The following is a 20,934-nucleotide window of genomic DNA, read 5'->3' as shown; positions in this document are numbered from 1 at the left end:
ACTCTCCATTTTGAAGAATCTGTTTTTTTGGCTCTAAAACTTGTTTCTCAAAGTTTTAGAATTTTTTGCTTTTTCAGAAAGTTTGTGTTAAACTCCCCGATTAAGAAGAAATTCTTAAAGACGAGATTATAGAATGTGCTAACTTGGCTTTCAAACTCTTTAGTTGTCCAGGTTCGGCGTGCCGTCTTTGTTTTTCGACACTCTTATTAATCTAGCAGCCTTTTTCGGCTGTGTCAACCCTTTGGGAGATTTTTTTATATTTGTTATAATTATCGATTAGAGTAACTAATATGAATTTGGTTTATATGTACCTCAAACACTGATACAGCTTGGATGACAGTTCAGATTGATCCGTTAAAAGTTCTTATATATATAGATATGACTTGAGGATAGAGCCGTTGAATCTTTTAGAGAGTGCTGTTAGGAGTTGCGTCAGTCCTGAAGGATTTAGGTCTGTGTCTGAGGATGCCCATTTCAAGCTAAAGTAAGAAACGTTGCTCTATCGGTCAGCATGATTGAAGTCGAGAAGTTGTGTAAAACCTATGGTTCTACTGTGGCGCTGCGGGATGTTTCCTTTGCGGTGGAGCCTGGGGCAATTTTGGGATTTTTAGGGCCTAATGGGGCGGGTAAAACAACCACCCTGCGAATTTTATCAGCCTATCTTCCCGCAACGAGTGGAACGGCGAGAATTGCTGGGTTTGATGTCCACGAACAATCAATGGATGTGCGACAACGGATTGGGTATTTACCGGAAAATCCGCCCTTATATCCTGATATGACGGTTGAAGGATATTTGCATTTTGTTGCACAGATTAAACGAGTTGTCGCTGGTGATCGCAAAACCAATGTAGAAACGGCGATGGCAAAATGTGGATTATTAGAACGACGAAAATCTTTAATTCGGAAATTATCAAAAGGCTATCGACAACGGGTTGGAATTGCTCAAGCTATTGTTCATGATCCGCCTGTGATTGTATTAGATGAACCCACGGTAGGACTAGATCCTCGGCAAATTATTGAAGTTCGGAATTTAATTAAAAGTTTAGCGGGAAGTCATACGATTGTTTTATCAACTCATATTTTACCGGAAGTGAGTATGACTTGTAGCCAAGTTGCCATTATTAATCGAGGTCAAATTGTGGCAACGGGAACACCAGAAACCCTGATGGAACAGTTAACTGGGGGGTCAGGATATGAAGTAGAAGTTGAGGGGGAAATTACTGCTGAAAAATTAGTTACCTTAAACCAGATATCCGGGGTGAAAGTTGTTGAGCAACTCAAAATTTCAGAAGGAAGCAATCGAGAGCAGTTAAGGTTGAGTTGTGAACTGGATCAAGAACCTGCGCCTGAAATTCTTGCAGCTTTATGCGCCTTAGATTTAAAAGTGTATGAACTGCGACGAACCCGCGCCACTTTAGAAGATGTATTTTTAGAGTTAACAACCCAAAATCCTCCTGAAAAAACTGAGTTTATAACTGACACAAACTCAGATATGATAACGGATACAGAAACAGAGGAAGACCTGGCTTCAGAACCGGAAAATCAGGAATCTGAAAGACGAGAAGATACTGACTCTCAACCCGAAAATTTAACATCTGACTCGGATAAGTAATAATTATGTTAGTGATGCTGAACAATATTCTGGCAATTTATCGGAAAGAGTTACAGGGGTATTTTGCCTCTCCCTTAGCCTATGCTATTGCAGGAGTTTTTTGGCTGATTACGGGTTACTTTTTTATTGCGATTTTATTGGGGCCAGATGGGTTAATTCAACAGGTTGCTTATCGAGATCAAATGGGAATGACTGACCCACCAATTGATTTACCTTATGAATTTTTACAAGTCTATTTGAGGTTAATTGGAACGTTATCTTTATTTGTATTACCGATGTTATCAATGGGATTATATGCGGAAGAACGCAAACGGGGAACCTTAGAACTATTAGCTACTTCTCCCCTAACAAATTGGGTAGTAGCAACCGGAAAATTATTGGGGGTACTGACCTTTTATTTCACGATGATTTTACCATTGATGGGATTAGAAGCGTTAGCGTTAAGTGCTTCTAACCCGCCTCTTGCGCCACAGGTATTTCTTTTGGCTCATCTAGGGTTAATTTTATTTGCGGCGGGGGTTTTATCCTTGGGAATGTTTATTTCTTCTTTAACGGATAGCACAATTTTATCGGCTGTATTTACCTTTGCCCTGATTTTATTCTTATGGGTTATAGACTTAATTGGAAGCAGTGTAGGGGGAATTTTGGGAGAAGGGTTAAAACATTTGTCTTTGATTTCCAGTTATACTAACTTTATTCGAGGAATTGTTGATAGTAGTAGCATTATTCTATTAGCTAGTTATATTATTGTCGGAATATTTCTGACAGCCCAATCTATTGATGCGTTACGCTTCCAACGAAGTTAATAACTGACTCAGTTCGGAATCTAAATCTATCAAACTTTTTTATCCTGACTCTTGATTAAGTTATGAAAAAAAAACAATTTAAAATCAATAGTAAACTGATTTTATTCCTATTTTGGCTTGGGCCGTGTTTAATGGTAATGGGCATATCGGCGGGTGTGGTGATGGGAAGTTGGGAACCAATTTCCTTAATTTTAATCATTACCGGAGTGGTATTTTTAGGCTTATGGTTTTTGTTCCAAGCTTATTTTAAACCCCAGGATAAATCTCAAACACCTTATTGGAGTCGCCGTTCTACCCAAGCCGGAACAAATGCTTTAGCTTCTACAATTTCTGTCTTGATTATTTTAGGACTGATTAATTTTATTGCCATTAGAAATAACCTACGAATTGATTTAACGGAAAATCAACAATTTACGTTATCTCCCCAAACCCAAACTTTAGTAAAAAGCTTTAAACAACCTGTGAAAGTTTGGGTTTTTGACCGAGGGGAAAATCCTCAAACCCAAGAATTATTAGTCAGTTATGAACGCATTGGGGGCAAAAATTTTCAATATGAATTTGTAGACCCCCAAGCTAAACCGGGTCTGGCTCAACAATTTGGGGTACAAGAATTTGGAGAAATTTATTTAGAATCGGGTGAAAAACGCCAACGAGTCAGAAAAGAAGCGTTAGAACCGTTAACAGAAATAAAACTAACGAATAATCTTGAACAATTAGTGAGTAACCGCACTCCTAAAGTTTATTTTCTACAAGGTCATGGAGAACGACCTTTAACCGAAGGACAAGGAGGATTATCAGAGGCTTTAAATAGTTTAAAAGAAAAGAATTTTATAGCAGAACCGATAAATTTAGCTGAAAAAACAGGAGTTCCAACGGATGCAGATGTGATTATTATTGCTAGTCCTCAACGAAAATTATTTGAAGGGGAAGTTAAAGCATTAGAAGCTTATTTAGACCAAGGTGGCTCTATTTTATTAATGTTAGACCCACAAACCAATCATGGTTTAGATGATCTATTAGAAAAATGGGGAATTAAAGTTGATACTCGCCTAGCCATTGATGGGTCAGGAAGTGGGCGTTTAGTGGGGTTAGGGCCTACGGTTCCGATTGTGCGAGAATATGGTCAACATCCGATTACGCAAGATTTTGGTAATGGTATTTCGATTTATCCCTACGCTAGTCCCGTTGAAAGTCGCACCATTGATGGAATTACGGAAAGTCCGTTAATTTGGACAAATGATCAAACTTGGGCTGAAAGTGACCTGAAGAGTCCTGAACTTCAGCTTAACCCCGGAGTTGACCGACAAGGCCCTTTATCTCTGGGGGTGGCCTTAAGTCGTACCCCAAAAAAAGCGGAGGATGCGGCGAATAAACCATCACCGAGTCCAACACCAACGCCCCAACCTTCTGAGGAAAAACCTGAAGCCCGGTTAGTGGTGTTTGGAAATTCACAATTTGCAACAAATGGATGGTTTGGTCAACAATTGAATGGCGATGTGTTTCTAAATTCAGTGAGTTGGTTAAGCAAGTCTGACCAAGAAACGTTATCCATTCGTCCCAAATTACCCACCAGTCGTCGCCTTGCCATAACCCCAACTTTAGGACAAACTCTCAGTTGGTTAGGGTTAGTTGTTCTCCCCTTATTTGGATTTGGAATGGCGGTGTTTTTATGGTGGAGAAGACGGTAAATCTAGGTGTAGAAACCGGGTTTCTATACTAACGCGAGAAACCCGGTTTCTGGTTGAAAAGTAGTTTAATGCTGAATTGGTTATGAAATTTCAACGTTCAACTTTAATTTTAATGACTTTAGCCCTAGGTTTAGCAGGGTTTGTTTATGTGTTTGAAATTCGAGGAAAAACACAGCAGGAAGAAATTCAAGCCAAACAACAAAAAATATTTTCCTTTGGTCAGGATGAAATTCAATCTTTTACGGTGACAACTCCTCAACAAATCATTACTGTGGAACGAGTTACGAATGCCGATGAGTTAAAAAAATCCCCTTGGAAAATTACAACCCCAACACAATTTTTAGCAAACCCTGCTTCAGTAGATTATCTCTTAATGGAATTATTAAAAAATCAAAGTATCCCCTCTGACCCTAATTCGGGAATTCAAAAGTTAACGGTTTCACCCGATAAAATTAAGGATTATGGGTTAGATACGGTAACAGATAAAATAGATATCAAACTCAAGAATAATACAACTTATCAATTACGATTAGGAAAAAAAGATTTTCAAGGAAAGTCTTTATATGCTCAAATTAACTCCCCTCAACCTACAACAAAAGATATGACAGTTTTAGTCATTTCTGATGAGATTTTATCGGCGATGAATCGTTCCCTGGAGGAGTGGAAACTTCCCCCAGAACCGCCTGAAGTTCCTCAACAAACTCCGACTCCAACTCCCAACCCGTCAGCAACACCCAAATAATCAACGAACCGGGAAATTAACAATCCGGGTACTTCCGTACTGATAGGAGTTTTCAATTGAGTACGGAAGATACAGATATTAGCGATCGCACTCTAAAATTAAAAGGACGAATTAGCCGATGCGCTCAACGACAATACCAGAGGTAATATCATTAAAATCATCACCAACCCAGGGGGTATCTTCAGTAAAAGTGATGCTTCGACCCTCAAAATTGGCGTGTTCATAGAGAGTGACTTGAAATCCCGCAGGAATCTTTAATGAACTTAACTGATCATTACCCAATTCCAAATCATCGATATTATAACTGCCTTCGCTAAGTTCTTGGCTAACTCCTTCATAGCCAGCATCTTGATAAACAGTAACATAAGTATCCATTATTAACCCTCCTAAATATTAATTAATTTATAAATCTAGACTGACTCGGTTAAAAGCTTTTAATCCTGTTATAAAAATTTATATTTCAAACAGCCTGATGAATGAATCCTTGTTGTTATATGAGGTCATTCATGGGACTCAATCAGAAATGACCTCAAAATTTGTTAAATTGTAGCTTTTTATTTATTAATTGTTCCCTCTTTGTTGTTGATTGTAGCCTGTTTTGTGCTAAAATGTTCTCAATTAAGGATAAAGTATGGATTTTATAGCCTGTTTCTGTGTTGTTAAGATTTGTTATTTTAAGTTTAAAAAATTAATAAAAATTGTTTTTTGTTTGTATAACTAAATAAATATAAACTGAGTAAATAAATATTAAAAAAACAACAAAAGAAGACTTTTTTTGTATTGAATAGAGCAATGAAAATTTTTTCATCACCAGTAACCCGGATATGTACCTAACCAAAGAAAAGCTTCAACATATTAATACCATTGCCCATGAAGGTAAAGTCGTCATTGTTGCGACCGACAGTGATGGCAAAATTTGGTACAGCGTCAAACAAGACGGCTTTGAAGATAGTTACCTGAACACACCCCCTGAGCAAAGAACAGGTTGGGAAAATTGGCAAGAATTAGAATTTCCCAATGAAACCGATGACCAGTCAGTCATCGACCAAGAAACCGCAGAATTGACCGATATGGCTAATTCTAGTAGTTTTGTTTTACGTTCTCGCTACAAAACCTTTGACCAAACTGCCGTTGCTCCGGTACAACTGATCTCGGCTTTGGGTCACGTTTATGTGTTTCGTCAATCGAAAACCAATACCCTTCTGGTAGACCGATTTGTGTTAGATGGCATGACCAATAAGCTCAATCGTAAACTAGAAGTGCGGTTTAAGCGCAGTCGCCAGAAGCACGAAGCTAGTAAAAACATGAAGAAGGGGGCTAGTGGACTCACGAATATAGACACCCTAGACTTCCGCGATATCAACGGTAACTTTTTCTACGAATCCACCACGGAATTAAGTTTAATCAATAACCTGCAAAGCGGGTGGTTTTCGGTCGTTTTAGTTCCCACCCTCGAAAATGATGTTTATCGTTGGCATATTTTTGCCTACAACAGCCAAACTAAGAAAGTCGAACTGACAACCCTGTTAATGTCAGAAGAAGGGCTGTTTGATGTTCAAGATTATACCATTTTTGAAGAATCAAATGATAATCTAATTCCTCGTAGCCTTCCAGGGATTATTAAACGCACTTTAGAGTTAGGAAATCTGACTGTTGTTAACGGTTTAAGTGCTACGAAATACGACGTACAACGGGAACAGCAAACCGACGACGGAATGCAACTATTACGCGATAGTACCAAAGTCATGTTAGCCATTCCCACCAATACGGGTAATGTGGCGGCTTTCAGTTTTGCGGTGGCGGCTGATGGAACATTATCACAAATTGCTCCTACCGCAACCGAAAAAATTTGGCGTAATACTGCTCGTCAAGTGTTATTACCCTTAAACACCTTAGATAACGTCAAAATTATTGGCACAACCACACCCCCTCCCCAGGGACAAATTACTCGTTTGGAACAGGGAGAAGAAGATGGAGTCAATATCGTTTCCTCAACGGTGACTAATCTCGATCCCACAAAAATTAACCAAGTTAAAATTAGTGGAACTCGAAATTACAATAGTTTCCAGCAAGGTATCACCAAAATTGATAATAATACCTTTGAAGTAACTCCTCCTAGTCCGGTATTAGGGAACTGGGAAGTTATACCCGAAGAACAAACCGGGTTAATCTTTAATGGTGCAGTTACGGGTTGTGAAATTACCAGTACCGGGAAATTAAGAATTACCGCCATTAATCACGGGTTAAATACTGGGGAAGCGGTACAAGTTGTCGATACCCGCGATTATAACGGAACCTACACTGTTAAGAAAATTGACGATAAAACCTTCAGTCTCGAAGATATTAAATGGCAAACGGGAACCGCCGTTAACCTGAAAATGGAATCCCAAAAACGGCGAGGTTTGGTGTTTGATGGAGTGAATGATTATGTGACTGTAGTAGATAATCCTAATTTGCACATTACCACCTACACTGTAGAAGTTTGGATTAAACCAGACAATCCCGTTGCTGACTGGCAAGGAATCATCGGTAAACCCGGTCGTAATTTTAATATCTGGTTAAACAGTTATGGATTCATTCACCATCGTTTCCATACTTCAGCATCAGACAATGGTGGAGCCCCTGATACACCAAATGGTGGAATTACTTGGAATCAGTGGAATCACATTGCCATTACCAACGATGGTACTACTGCTAAAACCTATATCAATGGCAAACTGATTACCCAAGGAGCCACAGGTGGCACTCTTATTGTAGATAAAACACCTTTGTATATTGGTTGTTTAGATAGTGCTGGCAATGCTTGTTTTAAAGGTCAAATCGCCGATGCTCGGATTTGGAAAGTCGCTCGTACAGAAACACAGATCAAAGATTCTATGTACCTGCAAATGACGGGTAAAGAAGTCGGTTTAATGGGTTACTGGCGCTTAGGTGCTGTGGTTGAAGAAGGGAAAGAGCGTCAAGTTCTGGATTTTTCTGTGAATAACAATGATGGCGTTGTTTATGGCGGTGCTTATGTCAGTGCGGTTTCCCTATCCCGTAACATACCGGGTACAACAACTCCCGCGATTAAATACGAAAATGAAGAACTGTTTGCTGTCTCTGAAGGTGCCACATACTCGGAAGAATTTGAGTTTAAAGTTAATCCTACGGTCAACCCAAATAATGTGGATGGACTCAATGGCAAGATCTTTGACATCATCTACAAAGGCAAAAATAATCGCAGTTCTTTAGACTGGATTAATATTACGCCTGGTGATACTGAAATTATCGATATCGGTGGCGGATGGTATCAGGCAAAATGTCGTTTTGTTGTTCCTGATGGTGTGTCTTTAGTTCGGTCTTTTGGCATTGGTAATATTAAGGGTTCTTGGAGAAATTTAGATATTCGCAAACAAACAATTCAGTTAATATCTGATGTGATTACCGAAGCCCGATACATCGATACGGTTAGCTTGACAACTTTGGCGGATAATCAATCATCCTTAGAAGGGAAAGTAACCCTATTAGAAGTCAAAGAGCAACAAGAAGGAAGTTTACTGGTCGAAAAACGGGATTTAGAAAGCAAACTTGCCGCGATTATCGCTCAAGAACAAATTGCAGCTACCCAACTACCCCAATTAATCACTGCGAAACAAACAGAAATTAGTAACCAACAAACTCTCATCAGTAGTTTACAAACTCAACTGACTCAATGCCAGACCAACTACCAAACCGAAGTTAACAACTTGTTTAACTACTGGTGTAAAATCATCGTGCGAGACTGGAATGAACTGTGGACAGTCTTTTTAGATCGTGACACAAAAATACTACGCGCTAGTGACAAAATCACGACCCAAGCGATTGATTTTAAATTTCAAGCAGTGGACTCCGGTTATTATCGTATTGTGAGTTCCTACGAGAATCGTTTGCTCCAAGTTCCACCGCAAGAGCAACCCATCAAAGGGGATCTCAATGCCGATCCTAACTCTTCTATTTACCATTGGAAGTTGGTGAAAAATGCTGAGGGTTACTGGAGTATGCGGAGTCGGGAAAACAATAATCTAGTTGCTGACTTTTCCAATGGTAGTTACGACTACCGTATTGTAACTTGGCCAGCTTATTACTCATGGCGGCAAGAGTGGAAAATTGTCAGTCTCGGTCGAGTCAGCAATGATAATATTGCCAATGCTCAACAGGCATTAAACAATAAAACCCTTGAGTTACAACGAGCGCAAGAAAAATTAACTCAGTTGCAAAATGAACTCAAACTCCTACAAACCCCTACCACTGACCTCACGGCACAAAAAACCGCACTGCAAACTCGTCTCCAACAAGTCATCGCTCTAGTCACTGCTATTCAGACTGAGATCAACACCTTAAACAATGACTTTCTCAATGCTGTGAGAACAGTTCAGCAAACGCCCCAAACCATGCCCCAAATTGCCAAAGATGCTAAAGGTTTGGTGACACAGGGAGCATTATTAGGCTTTGTACGTCCCGCTAGTGGACTCAATGCCCTGGAAACCTGCGAAGGCAATGTGCAATTGAGTTACTTTGACAAACAAGGACGGATGCGGCGCACTAACTATGATGCCACTGCTGACAGCCTGAATACTGCTTTTGAACAGTGGATTCCTAATTCTCAACGCCCCTGCTTGAATTTTAGTAATAGCAACAGCGTGGTTAAGTTAAATCAACCCCTGTCTATTACTCAAGACTGGAGTATTGAAGCTTGGTTCTGTTACCCCTTACCCGAAACGGCAAAATGGAATACTCTCATCCGAGGGCAAAATACGGATCAGCACATTGTCGTTAGTCGTGACAAAAAGTTAGGGATTTACCTGACCAATGACCCCATCAAACAATACTTTTATGATTGTGGCTTTAATATGGGGTCATTATCCACAGGTTGGCATCATCTCACCGTTGTGGGTGAAAAAAATACCACCCGCTTCTACATTGATGGCAAGGAAGTCGGTGATACAATAACTAAAGCCTTAGCAGATGCTCAGATCAATCTCAGTATTGATCCCAATAATGCCACATTTAAGCAAAAGCTTGAAGATATCAAACGAGCAACGTTGAAAGTCACCAGTGATGTTTATGCGATCGGAAACAATCATCTCTGTCCAGCTTCACCTATTGACTATGGGGTAATGAAGTTTGATGGGGTCAATGATTATGTGGCACTTCCTTCTACAAGTATCCCTATCGGCAATGAAATTACGGTCAGTTTTTGGGCAAAAGGAGGAGCTTCCCTACCGAAACAGACTGTGATTATTTGTGCTACTGATGCTAGTAATCAGAGAGTTTTGAACATCCATTTTCCCTGGAGTGATGGTGTCATTTACTTTGATTGTGGAGTGGATAGCAGTGGGGTTTTTGATCGAATCTCCAAAGCAGCCCAAACCACCGAGTATAAAGGGATATGGGTTCACTGGGCTTTTACCAAAAATGCCACGACGGGAGAAATGAAAATCTATCGCAATGGCACACTGTGGCATAGTGGGATTGGCATGAAAAAACCTCTGACCAAAGTTGAGATCTGCCATTTAGGAAAATATGTCACTTCTAACGATTGCTACGATGGCACGGTGTCGGATTTCCGCATCTGGAACAAGGCTCGTACCGATGTAGAAATTCAGGCGGATATGAGACAGCGACTCGGTGGTAAAGAACTGAATTTAGTTGCCTATTTTCCCTTGAACAAGATCGAAGGTGGCAAGGTTTTAGACCTAGTGACTAATAATTATGGAACTGTGTTTGAAGCCACCAATGTTACGGATCAAACTCTCTCTCTCGCTCCCATGCCTCAAGGTGAACAATCTGGGAAACTTGCAGAGGTTCGTATTTGGGGTCTTGCTCTGAGTGATGAGGAGATTGAAGCTAATAGTCGAACCTTGATTAGTGGTAATGAGTCGGGTTTATTGGCTTACTATCCCCTGAATGAAGCCACCGGAACAGAAATTCGGGATAATTCGGGTAATGGTAAAAACGGGACGCTAACTAATGCTATATGGTGGGCTTGTGCGGCTCCCATTGGTGAACTAAGTTATCTCAAACCTAGTAATCTAGTGATGAAATTTGATGGAGTTGGGGGTCACGTCTCGTTACCTGCAATGAACATCAATTACGCCCAAGGATTTAGCTTAGAAGTCTGGGTGCGTTACAACAGCTTTAAAAGCTACTCAAGAATTATTGATTTTGGGAATGGAGCGAATGCTGATAACATTATCTTAACCAATGCAGGCACGAGTAATACACTGTGTTTATCCGTTCGTCGGGGAACTGTTGAACAGAATATACAAGTTGCTGGTTTCCTAGACCTCGGAAAATGGGTACACATTGCTGTCACTCAAGAGCCTTCGGGTAGTACGAAAGTTTACAAGAATGGTCAGCTAATCCAATCGGGTAGTTGTCAACTTCCCAATAGCCTTAACCGCACGATTAATTACATCGGACGGAGTAACTGGGCATCTGATGGCTATTTTGATGGACAAATGGCTGAATTTCGCTTGTGGAATCGAGTGCGTACCCCAGAAGAAATTAAGGCAGATCTGTATAAACGTTTGGCGGGTCAAGAGCCGGGTTTGGCGATCTATTTGCCTTTAGATAGTATTGCGACCAACAAAGTCTTAGATTACGTTGGGGCTAATGATGGCACTGTCACCACCGCTACTATCGTTGAAGAAAGTAATGCTCCCTGGGGAGGAATTGGCTCTTCTGTGGTGAGTGCAGAATATAGCACGATTACCATAGACCAAATGACGGGGCAAAAAACCGCGATGATGCGACGGTTGTTTGCGGCTCCGACTCTCAACGGTGTCAATCTATTATCTGATAAACCCCTCGAAAACTTGGAATTAAAATGGATTGGCAATGCCCAATTTGCCCCCACTTTGCTCGGTTATATCGAAGGTGCGCCCCCTGTGCCGAGTGAAAACCTGACCTTAGCCGACGATTATAACTGTGCAACTTCAGTGGAATTAACGATGACGGAAGATGTGGAGTTTAATTGGACGCGAAACCAAGAGGCCGGCGGTGGTGCCAAGAGTGAATTGTTTGTAGGTTCGGATGTGGAAGCAGAAGCAGGTATTGGGTTTGCCACCCGAATCGGAGCGGCTCGTGCTGGTTTCAAAGGTGAGTTAGAGACAACCTACAAAGCCCAGAATGAGAGTAGTATGACTTCTAGCTCATCCTTGAGCATGACCGATAAACTGGAATTACGCGGTACATTTGAAGATGATCCCAAATTCCCCCATTTGGGCAATCGCTTTATTCCCAAAAATATCGGCTATGCTTTAGTTGTTTCAGCTATGGCTGATGTCTTTGTCACCCGGTTAGCCCGTAGTCAGAAAATGGTCGGCTATCAAGTGCTACCCGTTGATGGTATTCCCCCAGATGTTAACACCATTACCTTCTTGATCAATCCAGCTTACACAATGAATGGTAGTTTGGATGGCATGACCGGAAGTAGTGCTACCAGCAGTCGTTTCTTCCGACACGTTCCCGAAATGCGATCACAGTATGGTTCGCTCTATCCCGCCAGTTACTATCGTTTGCAAGAAGCATACAGTCTCAAACGCCAAATCGAAGCCGAGGACAAGCGCCGGGAATCTTACTTCAATAACTTTGATGTGCATTCCCTAGATGAAAGTTCTTTGTTGGTAAACACCGTTTCTGGTAATGCTCCCGCAACGATTGGGGTACAACGGGAAGAAGACCAAGGGACTACCGATCAGACTGCGGAGGAACAACAACAAACTCAAATCAATAACTTCCAAGCTTCGGCAGATGCCAATGTCCAACAGCAGAGTCAGGCGACTCAAGCTAAACAAGCAGAAATCCAAAGTAAAATTGCGGACCAAAATAAACAAATACACGCGATATCAAGTCTTCAGAACTGGCAGCGGAACATAGAAAATATTCAAGTTCGAGCCGGAAAACGTAACATCGTCAACACTTACGTTTGGGATGCTGACGGTGGACTGCGAACTGAAGCCCAAAGCTTTGCCAATACTGTCGAACATACCATTGGTGGATCGTTTGAGATGACGGCTGCGTTGGGGGCTGAAGGACAGTTTAAAGCGACTGCTGCGGCTACAGAACTAACCGTCCAAGCTACTGTTAATCTGACTCAAACTATGAGTAAAACCGCAACTCGTAGCAAGGGTTTTGAGTTGAATATTGACTTGAGTGGCATGGAAAATAAAGGGGTGACGGACTATAACGATAACCCTATCCTACCTGGGGAAAAAGTTGACCGTTATCGCTTTATGAGTTTCTATCTCGAAGGCAGTACCCAACATTTCCAAGACTTCTTTAACTATGTGGTTGACCCGGAATGGCTACAAAGCAATGACGAAGAAGCTCGTGCTTTGCGTCAAACTCAAGCCGGAAAACCCAATAAAACTTGGCGGGTGTTGCACCGAGTCACTTATGTGGAACGTCCAGCACTGATGGGCTTTGGTCGGGATGTGCGTCAGTTTAAAGTTCGGGATGAAAATGTGGGCATTGGTAAGGTCATTGTTGATGTTGCCACTTTACAACAGAAGGTTGATCAAATTCTGGAATGGATTAGTTCACAACCCTAATCAGTTAGAGTTATGAAAAAGCGATCGCTTGCTGATTTTTTCAGAGGCAATCGCTTTTTCCGTTGTACTAAATCTTGAAAAGAAGACTACAGAAGGGTACAGGGAATAGAGAATAGAGACAATAGATTGACTCCATCTTTGTAATTATCGATCCCAAATCTTTAAGGATTTCATATAACTTTAAAAAACTTTATAGCAGCGATCGCTGATCTTCTTGTAAACTTAGAGAAGATGTTAATTTTTCAGAGGGAAAGTATGAAAATTTTATCTGGGTGGGTAAAAATAATCATTACCTTTGTCTTAGCCGTTGTTTTGGGCTTCAATGTATGGGGTGGTCAGGCATGGGCAATTGGTGAATTTAGTAATACCTGTACAGATATTACTGTTTCGAGTGGTACAGATATGGCAAGTTTAGGAAAAGCCCTTCTCTCAGCAAGCTGTGAGAAAATGAACGGTTCTTATCAACAAACAACGCTGGAACTAAATCCATATCTTGAAAATAATCGCTCAGGAATTCTATCTTGGAAACAAGAAAATTTAGGACGGCAAGCATTAATTAATTGTTACGACTTGACTGTATCTGATCAGGGGGTACTTCAAGGGACGTGTTTCAATTTATCCAAAAAAATGAGTTCAGATGTGAAAACATCAATTAACTTGAATGAACATATTGCCAATATTGATGGCAGTCTCAAATATGAATAAGGTCACAAAGTTTCCCTAAATTTTGTGTCTGTTTAACCTTAACTTTCATCTTCAGTTGGGGGTTAAGGTTAAGAAAGATTGCCAATTTTAAGTCAGATTAAGAGCAATGACTGAAAGTGTCAGTAAATATACGGATATAGAGTTAAGTTTAATATTTATTAATTATGATTGCAATTTAGTCAACTCCCCAATATAACTGATATTTATATCATATTTATGAGTTAAAATCCCATTTTCAAACCCGTGAATTTAAACCCTGAAACCTTTTCTTTAGAAGTTGCCAATCGCTTTGCTGAATTTGGCTTGAAATGTACCCTTCAAGAATATCCTCATGTTCAGTGTTACTGGTTAAAAAGTGATGCTGATTTGATTCCTCCTCGACAACTCAATCCGGCTTTTTATGGCTGTTTAGATTGGCATTCTGCGGTTCATAATCATTGGATGTTAACTCGATTAATTCGATATTTTCCAGAAGCAGATTTTGTTACCCCCGCTAGAGAAATTTTAACCCAAAATTTAACGCCTGAAAATATTAAAATTGAAGCAGAGTTTTTAAAGTCTCAACCTCGATTTGAATGTCCCTATGGGTTAGTTTGGTTTTTACAATTAATAGCAGAATTAACTGAATGGGATGACGAACACTCTAAAGGTTTATTGGAAAATTTAGCACCTTTAGAAACTGTTATTGTCAATAATCTGCGAACTTGGTTACACACCTTAACCCATCCTAATCGTACCGGATTACACAATCAAACTGCCTTTGCGTTAGGATTAATGTTAGATTGGGCAACGATTACGGCTCAGGAAAATCTCTTAGATGAAGTTGAATATAAAGCTCAAAAATTCTATAGCAAAGATCACAATTATTCCTGGCATTGTGAACCCTTGGGTTATGATTTTCTCTCTCCGTGTTTAGCAGAAGCAGACTTAATGCGACGGGTGCTTCCGGCTGTCGAATTTAGCGAATGGTTAACTCTTTTTTTACCCGAACTTCCCCGTGACTTGAAAACGGACTGGTTTCATCCGATTACTCTGGAAAATCCTGAAGATTACGGACAATCCCATTTTGATGGGTTAAACTTAAGTCGGGCATGGATGTTAGACGGGATTATCTCAGGCTTATTTCCAGAAGATAACCGAATTCCTGCTTTAAAAGCTGTGGCAAATCTTCATCGCCAAGTCGGTTTAAATCCTTTATCAGGAAATTCCTATGGGGGAAGTCATTGGTTAGGGAGTTTTGCTGTTTATCTAGGGACAAAACGAGGACTAACTCTACCCAATTAAATCATTCCCTCTGTTCCTCATTTTATATTCAGCCTTTTCAATTCATTTTTGATAATATGACTGAACTCAGACAAAATTTAATTACAAGAGATTGGGTGATTATTGCCACTGAACGGGCTAAACGACCCGATGAATTTTCTAAGGCTGAAATGTCTCTCACCCCTATTCCTCACTATCGTTCTAATTGTCCCTTTTGTGCTGGGAATGAACCGTTAACAGGAGGTCGAGAAATATTAAGGTTATCGAATGATTTAGAATGGCGAGTCCGCGTTGTTAATAATAAATATCCCGCTTTATCTCCTGACGGTGAAAGAGTCCGAGAAACTGACGGTATTTTTAGAGCTTTATCAGGGTTTGGATTTCATGAAGTTGTGATTGAACATCCTCGCCATGATTTAACAATGGCATTAATGGAAATTAACGATTTAGCCAATATTATTCGGGTTTATCGCCAACGCTATGCTGATATTCGCTTAGATTCTCGTGTGGAAACTATTATTATCTTTAAAAATCATGGTCGAGGTGCGGGAACTTCTTTAGAACATCCGCACTCTCAAATTGCCGCTATTCCCATTGTTCCCTATCAATGGAGAGATCGTGCACGGGAAGCAATTCGCTATTATGATGATACGGGAGAATGTATTTTTTGTCGAACTTTAGCCGAGGAATTGCAAGCAAAAGAACGAATAATTTTTACCAGTGAATATTTTGTGGCGTTTATTCCTTATGCCGCCCTTTCACCGTTTCATACTTGGATTTTTCCCCGTCGTCATACATCTTCCTTTGATGAAATTACCGAAGTGGAAATTTTAGATTTAGCCAAAACTTTAAAAACTGTCCTAGCCAAACTTTACTATGGGTTAAATAATCCTGATTATAACTATACCATTCGTTCAATTCCTACCGCAGAACAACGTACCGACTATTCCCATTGGTATATTGCTTTAATTCCCAGAGTTTCTTTATCCGCCGGATTTGAACTCGGCAGTGGAATGTATATCAATACAGCTTTACCTGAAGAAAGTGCTGCATTTTTACGTTCGATTGAAATTCCCTCTCCTTCTCTTATAGATAAAAATTAAAGTTTTTTTAACTGACTTTAAAAGTAGCCAAACTCTAAACTTAACTCTATAATAAGATAGAAAAATATACAAGGTGATAAGCCTATGGATAGAAGCTTAATTTCCCCCTTTTCATAGAGACTTTTGCGGAAAATAACTGTTAAATTATAGAAATAAACCGTTTTAACAGGGTGTATCTCATTAAGAAGGAATACTCTTTAATCATCCCACAAACAGGGAGGTCGCTATGACTCATAAAGTGAATTGTCCCTATAAAAATCATGAAGGTCTTCAAAAGCTCCCCTGTGACTTTCTGCCCCATCCCTACAACAAAAATGTGATGTTTTGTCAAAGTTGTGGTGGGAATGAATATGATATTAGAGAGATTGGAAAAAAAACCATTACCGCTAAAGAGAAATCCTCGGAAGATTCATTCTGGCCGTTGATGGGTATTATTCTGGTATTATTAATTGGATTAATTCGGGTAGCAAGTCAACCCAAAACCATTGATACAAATCTGAATCCCGCACCCACTATCGAACAAAGCCGTTTATAGCTTAATTTCTAACAGTAGAGGTGATTAAAATCATCTCTACCTTTTATTAGTTAGAAGAGGCTATTTCAGCTAATTCTAACCACCGTTCTGTGGCATTATCAATCTCTTGGGTAATGGTTTCGACTTGTTGATGTAAGTCTTGAACTTTAGAAACTGACCCTGGCGGTGCATGATATAATTGTTGTTCTAACTTGATTTTTTTTGCTTCTAATTCAGCAATTTTTACCTCTAATTTTTCATATTCTCGCCGTTCTTTAGAGGATAATTTACGTTGTCCGCTTTTATCCCAAGAATACCGTTGAGATTTTTCAGACTCTATTCCTGTATCTTTCGGTTTTTCTTCAACTTTTATTGTTTGACGATTTAACTCTAAATCTTCAGCTTTTTTATAATCTAAATAAACCGAATAATTCCCTGGATATTGTCGTAAATTTCCCCCAGGTTCAAAAGAAAAAATTGTCTCAACAGTTCGGTCTAAAAAATAACGGTCGTGGGAAACCACTATCACGCAACCATTAAAATCTTCTAAATAATCTTCTAAAACCGATAACGTTTGTACATCTAAATCATTTGTCGGTTCATCCAAAATTAATACATTCGGCGCACTCATTAACACCCGTAATAAAAATAACCGTCGTTTTTCCCCTCCCGAAAGTTTATTTAACGGGGAATATTGTTGACTGGGAGGAAATAAAAATCGTTCTAACATTTGAGAAGCAGTAATTTGAGTACCATCGGCGGTTTTCACATATTCAGCCACTTCTTTTAAATAATCAATTACACGCTGATTTTCATTCATCGCCTCTAACAAATCTTCAGAATGTTGGTCAAAATAACCGATATGAATGGTTGACCCGATTTCTAATATTCCGCTATCGGGTTGGACTCGACCTGTAATCATATCTAATAACGTTGATTTTCCAACGCCATTTCCCCCAATAATTCCTAAACGGTCATCGGGATTAAAACTATAGGTAAACTCTTGAATTAAAACCCGATTATTATAGGATTTAGAAACATTATTTAATTCAATTACTTTTTTCCCAATGCGACGACCTGGAGTTGAAATTTCAACTTTCCCCTGAACTTGTTTAAATTCCGTTTCTTGCATTCCTTCAATGCGTTGAATTCGAGCTTTTTGTTTGGTACTTCTGGCTTTTGGCCCTCGCTTCAACCATTCTAATTCTCGACGTAAAACCCCCCGATGTTTGCGTTGTTGACTAACAGCAATATCCTCGGCTTCCGCTTTCTTTTCTAAAAAATAAGAATAATTTCCTGAATAGGTAAATAAATCCCCTCGGTCTAATTCTAAAATTCGATTTGTTACTTGGTCTAAAAAATAGCGGTCATGGGTAATTAAAAGTAACGCACCGCGATAATTTTTTAAGTAATCTTGCAACCATTCAACGGACATTGCATCTAAATGGTTGGTGGGTTCATCCATTAATAAAACATCGGGTTCAACTAATAACGCCGTTGCTAAAGCAATGCGTTTGCGATATCCCCCGGATAACTGACGAATGGGTGTGTCAAAATCTTCAATTCCTAATTGTGTTAAAATAATTTTAGCTCGGTTTTCTAATTCCCAAGCGTTGGTTGCATCCATTTTTTGAGTCACTTGGGAAAATCGCGTTAAGAGTTGGGAATCTTCAGGATGTTTTGCTAATTTATGAGATAAATCTTCATACTCTTGAATTAAGTGCATTTGTTCGCCACTATCGGCAAAAATTTGTTCTAAAACCGTGCGATTTTCATCTAAATTCGGTTGTTGCGGTAAATAGATAACTTTCGCTCTAGGGTTAACCCAAAGTTGCCCCCCATCAATGGGTTCCTGTCCAGCAATCATTTTTAATAACGTTGATTTTCCTGAACCATTAGTACCAATTAAACCAACTTTATCCGTTGCATCTAAACTAAAGTTAGCTTCTCTGAGGATTTCTTTGGTTCCAAATTCTTTTTTAACGGATTGTAGTGTAAAAATAGACATGATTTTTAAGGGTTTTAAAATAGATGAATTCAGTAGACTCAATTAATTAACAGAAATCTAGTATAATTATACTATGAGTGCGAGACGTTCCTGCCAAAGTCCTAGGTATAAAACCAAAAACGTAAGCAGGGAGATAGGTTCAGACAATTGGTTAATGGGTAACAACCCAATAATAAATCCAATCAAATCTAGCTTAACTTTGAAAATGTAACCCTAAAGGAGGGTTAATCTCGGAGTCAATGGTGAGGCTTTCCGAAAATAAAAGTAAGGTAGCCCAACCCAAAGAGATTCGGCAATTCCCACAGTGTCAGACTGATTATCAAAACACTGAAGCTGGGAGTAACGGGAAATCGGATTTAAGTCAAAATCTAAGTAGTTCTCTAGCCAATTGCCCAAGAATAACGAAAGTGAACATCCGGCTTGAACTGTCGTAATAATTAAGTAGTGAAACTGACTTGATACACTGCATTCAAAAGAACAAGGGGAAAGATAGAAGTTTTTATAGACTTCTATAAAAGGTAAAGTTTTTTGTAAAACATTTACTAAGACTCCCAAAGTACCCCGGCAGATAGGATGATTCTAAAGGCAATAAAACCCATTTTTCAAGGAACGTTAAAACCTATATACTCCTACAGAGGTCGAATACTGTCAGGTAGCTACAAATCTAAAGCGGATGTTGTGAGGGCGAGAGATGGAGTCAGAAGCTAATGCTTAAATGTAATATTTAAGATATGCCCATAGAGTTCGGTTTAGTTGTTAGGTAAGGTTTCAATTAGCAGTTAAAACGGTGAAAACGAGTATAACCAAGACTACGACTGCATGGAATTCTATCAATTGGGCGAAAGTTCAGAGGGTAGTATTTAAGCTGCAAAAGAGAATTTACCAGGCATCATTATCGGGACAAAATGCGAAAGCTCGGAAGCTCCAAAAACTTCTAGTCAAGTCATATTACGCCAAACTCTTATCAATCAGAAGGGTTACTCAAGATAATCAAGGCAAGAAAACAGCCGGGGTAGATGGGGTCAAATCCATCACACCCAAACAACGATTAGAACTTGCCCAAAACTTGAATAAATACCAAAAGGCAAAACCACTCCGAAGGAAATGGATACCCAAACCTAACGGAGAAAAACGTCCTTTAGGAATCCCAACTATGCAAGACAGAGTTAGGCAAGCCTTGGTTAAATCTGCATTAGAGCCACAATGGGAAGCCAGATTTGAGGGTGAAAGCTATGGGTTCAGACCCGGACGTTCAGCCCATGATGCAATGTCAAGAATCTTCCAAAGTATCCACAAATTAGATTACTACATACTGGATGCTGACATCTCAAAGTGTTTTGATCAGATTAACCATGAATACCTACTGTCTAAAATTGATTGTCCATCAACAATGAAAGCTCAAATCAGACAATGGTTAAAAGCTGGGGTAATGGACAACGGCATATTTAATGCAACAGAGTCAGGCACTCCACAAGGAGGAGTCATTAGTCCTCTACTTGCTAACATCGCATTGGATGGAATGATTGAGTTAATCAAACACAAATTCCCTAAAAAGAATAACCGTATACAAGCTCAAGTCATCAGATATGCCGATGATTTTGTTGTAATTAGTCCGCAATTAGAAATCATTCAACAATGCCAAATTGTCATCAAAGAATGGTTAAAACCTATCGGATTAGAACTGAAACCAGCTAAAACCCGTATATGCCACACACTGAGAGAAATCGAAGTTAAGGGTGAGAAGGTAAAACCAGGATTCGACTTTCTAGGTTGGAACTTCCGACAATACCCAGTTGGTAAACACCATTCTGGAAAAAAGAATAACGGAAAATTCATAGGATTTAAAACCCTAATCAAACCTAGCAAGAAGGCAATTAAAGCTCACGCGGATCAGGTAAAAGAAGTGATTAAAACCCA

At 39.6% G+C, this 20,934-nt stretch carries 12 protein-coding genes; 10 read left to right on the top strand and 2 right to left on the bottom strand.

What is annotated here, in order from left to right; all coding sequences use genetic code 11:
* Positions 1 to 511: 511 nt before the first annotated feature.
* From H6G57_RS28130 to H6G57_RS28115, 4 genes are all read left to right on the top strand, one after another.
* Complete coding sequence (locus tag H6G57_RS28130) at positions 512 to 1,612, top strand: ABC transporter ATP-binding protein (RefSeq protein ID WP_190525059.1); 1,101 nt, start codon at positions 512 to 514, stop codon at positions 1,610 to 1,612.
* Between the two features lie 5 nt (positions 1,613 to 1,617).
* Complete coding sequence (locus H6G57_RS28125) at positions 1,618 to 2,418, top strand: ABC transporter permease (protein WP_190525057.1); 801 nt, start codon at positions 1,618 to 1,620, stop codon at positions 2,416 to 2,418.
* A 62-nt stretch (positions 2,419 to 2,480) separates the two neighbouring features.
* The gene (locus H6G57_RS28120) at positions 2,481 to 4,106 is read left to right on the top strand and encodes a Gldg family protein (RefSeq protein ID WP_190525055.1); all 1,626 of its coding nucleotides are present in this window, start codon (positions 2,481 to 2,483) and stop codon (positions 4,104 to 4,106) included.
* 82 nt (positions 4,107 to 4,188) lie between these two features.
* Positions 4,189 to 4,848, top strand: coding sequence for a DUF4340 domain-containing protein (locus tag H6G57_RS28115; RefSeq protein ID WP_190525053.1), 660 nt, complete (start codon positions 4,189 to 4,191; stop codon positions 4,846 to 4,848).
* 111 nt (positions 4,849 to 4,959) lie between these two features.
* On the opposite strand, the gene H6G57_RS28110 is transcribed toward H6G57_RS28115, so the two are convergent.
* Positions 4,960 to 5,223 carry a hypothetical protein gene (locus H6G57_RS28110; RefSeq protein ID WP_190525051.1) on the bottom strand — a complete coding sequence of 88 codons (264 nt, stop codon included), beginning with the start codon at positions 5,221 to 5,223 and terminating at the stop codon, positions 4,960 to 4,962.
* A gap of 449 nt (positions 5,224 to 5,672) precedes the next feature.
* On the opposite strand from H6G57_RS28110, the gene H6G57_RS28105 reads away from it, so the two are divergent.
* The 5 genes from H6G57_RS28105 (at position 5,673) to H6G57_RS28085 (ending at position 17,030) form a co-directional block, all read left to right on the top strand.
* Positions 5,673 to 13,424 (top strand): LamG-like jellyroll fold domain-containing protein, encoded by a 7,752-nt coding sequence (locus H6G57_RS28105; protein ID WP_190525049.1) that lies wholly within the window; start codon positions 5,673 to 5,675, stop codon positions 13,422 to 13,424.
* A gap of 255 nt (positions 13,425 to 13,679) precedes the next feature.
* Complete coding sequence (locus H6G57_RS28100) at positions 13,680 to 14,129, top strand: CVNH domain-containing protein (protein WP_190525047.1); 450 nt, start codon at positions 13,680 to 13,682, stop codon at positions 14,127 to 14,129.
* 243 nt (positions 14,130 to 14,372) lie between these two features.
* Positions 14,373 to 15,413, top strand: a complete 1,041-nt coding sequence (locus tag H6G57_RS28095; protein WP_190525045.1) for a DUF2891 domain-containing protein — start codon at positions 14,373 to 14,375, stop codon at positions 15,411 to 15,413.
* 44 nt (positions 15,414 to 15,457) lie between these two features.
* Positions 15,458 to 16,495, top strand: coding sequence for a galactose-1-phosphate uridylyltransferase (gene galT / locus H6G57_RS28090; RefSeq protein WP_309236074.1), 1,038 nt, complete (start codon positions 15,458 to 15,460; stop codon positions 16,493 to 16,495).
* A 226-nt stretch (positions 16,496 to 16,721) separates the two neighbouring features.
* Positions 16,722 to 17,030, top strand: a complete 309-nt coding sequence (locus tag H6G57_RS28085; protein WP_190525042.1) for a hypothetical protein — start codon at positions 16,722 to 16,724, stop codon at positions 17,028 to 17,030.
* Between the two features lie 46 nt (positions 17,031 to 17,076).
* Here the strand turns inward: H6G57_RS28085 and H6G57_RS28080 are convergent, their stop codons facing one another.
* Positions 17,077 to 19,017 carry an ABC-F family ATP-binding cassette domain-containing protein gene (locus tag H6G57_RS28080; RefSeq protein ID WP_190525040.1) on the bottom strand — a complete coding sequence of 647 codons (1,941 nt, stop codon included), beginning with the start codon at positions 19,015 to 19,017 and terminating at the stop codon, positions 17,077 to 17,079.
* Between the two features lie 787 nt (positions 19,018 to 19,804).
* On the opposite strand from H6G57_RS28080, the gene H6G57_RS28075 reads away from it, so the two are divergent.
* On the top strand, positions 19,805 to 20,934 hold a 1,130-nt coding region (locus tag H6G57_RS28075), incomplete at its 3' end, for a reverse transcriptase domain-containing protein (RefSeq protein ID WP_190525039.1).

The sequence above is a fragment of the Planktothrix sp. FACHB-1365 genome (assembly GCF_014697575.1).
Taxonomy (GTDB): Bacteria; Cyanobacteriota; Cyanobacteriia; order Cyanobacteriales; family Microcoleaceae; genus Planktothrix.
The sequence above is the reverse complement of the archived record's forward strand: the minus strand, read 5'-3'. Positions and strand labels throughout refer to the sequence as shown.

Coding starts and splice junctions, on each gene's coding strand:
- H6G57_RS28130 (WP_190525059.1), top strand. CDS start 512: ATGATTGAAGTCGAGAAGTTGTGTAAAACCTATGGTTCTACTGTGGCG.
- H6G57_RS28125 (WP_190525057.1), top strand. CDS start 1,618: ATGTTAGTGATGCTGAACAATATTCTGGCAATTTATCGGAAAGAGTTA.
- H6G57_RS28120 (WP_190525055.1), top strand. CDS start 2,481: ATGAAAAAAAAACAATTTAAAATCAATAGTAAACTGATTTTATTCCTA.
- H6G57_RS28115 (WP_190525053.1), top strand. CDS start 4,189: ATGAAATTTCAACGTTCAACTTTAATTTTAATGACTTTAGCCCTAGGT.
- H6G57_RS28110 (WP_190525051.1), bottom strand. CDS start 5,223: ATGGATACTTATGTTACTGTTTATCAAGATGCTGGCTATGAAGGAGTT.
- H6G57_RS28105 (WP_190525049.1), top strand. CDS start 5,673: ATGTACCTAACCAAAGAAAAGCTTCAACATATTAATACCATTGCCCAT.
- H6G57_RS28100 (WP_190525047.1), top strand. CDS start 13,680: ATGAAAATTTTATCTGGGTGGGTAAAAATAATCATTACCTTTGTCTTA.
- H6G57_RS28085 (WP_190525042.1), top strand. CDS start 16,722: ATGACTCATAAAGTGAATTGTCCCTATAAAAATCATGAAGGTCTTCAA.
- H6G57_RS28080 (WP_190525040.1), bottom strand. CDS start 19,017: ATGTCTATTTTTACACTACAATCCGTTAAAAAAGAATTTGGAACCAAA.